At 54.4% G+C, this 984-nt stretch carries 1 rRNA gene; it reads left to right on the top strand.

The window, feature by feature from the left end:
* A 23S ribosomal RNA gene (locus ACTQ3A_RS13880) occupies positions 1-984 on the top strand; the annotation flags it as partial.

Here is a 984-nt window from a genome sequence, read left to right as displayed (position 1 = left end):
AAGGAGCTGTGGAGGGTATGGAAGAGAGAATGCCGGAATGAGTAGCGAGAGAGAGGTGGGAATCCTCTCGGCCGAATATCCAAGGTTTCCAGGGTAAAGCTGATCTTCCCTGGGTAAGTCGGGGCCTAAGGCGAGGACGAGAGTCGTAGCCGATGGACAGCAGGTTGAGATTCCTGCACTATGATATGACAGAACTGTGGGGACGTATGTGGAGAGCCGGGGCGCGGAATGGAAAGCCGCGTGCAAGCGAAGAGGTGTGTGGCAGGCAAATCCGCCGCATAAGCCAGAGCCGTGATGCGGACCGAAATAAAGTAGGGAAGCCGGTGAGCCATGTACCGAGAAAAGCCGCTATTGTTCATATGATACCCGTACCGTAAACCGACACAGGTGGGTGAGGAGAGAATCCTAAGGCCGACGGAAGAAGCATTGTTAAGGAACTCGGCAAAACAGCCCCGTAACTTCGGGAGAAGGGGTGCCCTTGAAAGAGGGCCGCAGTGAACAGGCTCAAGCAACTGTTTAGCAAAAACACAGGTCTATGCGAAACCGAAAGGTGAGGTATATGGGCTGACGCCTGCCCGGTGCTGGAAGGTTACGAGGAGGGGTTAACAGAAATGTGAAGCTCTGAATCCAAGCCCCAGTAAACGGCGGCCGTAACTATAACGGTCCTAAGGTAGCGAAATTCCTTGTCGGGTAAGTTCCGACCCGCACGAAAGGCGTAATGATTTGAGCACTGTCTCGACAATGCATCCGGTGAAATTGAAGTACCAGTGAAGATGCTGGTTACCCGCGCCAGGACGGAAAGACCCCATGGAGCTTTACTCCAGTTTGATACTGGGGTCTGGTAATGCATGTACAGGATAGGTGGGAGGCTGAGAAGGAAGTACGCCAGTATTTCCGGAGCCGCTGTTGGGATACCACCCTTGCGTTACCGGGCTTCTAACCTGCGCCCGTTACCCGGGCGGGGGACAATGTCAGACGGGGAGT

The organism is Bilifractor sp. LCP21S3_F8 (assembly GCF_052117805.1).
Taxonomy (GTDB): domain Bacteria; phylum Bacillota; class Clostridia; order Lachnospirales; family Lachnospiraceae; genus Bilifractor.
This window is presented reverse-complemented; position numbering and strand designations above follow the sequence as displayed.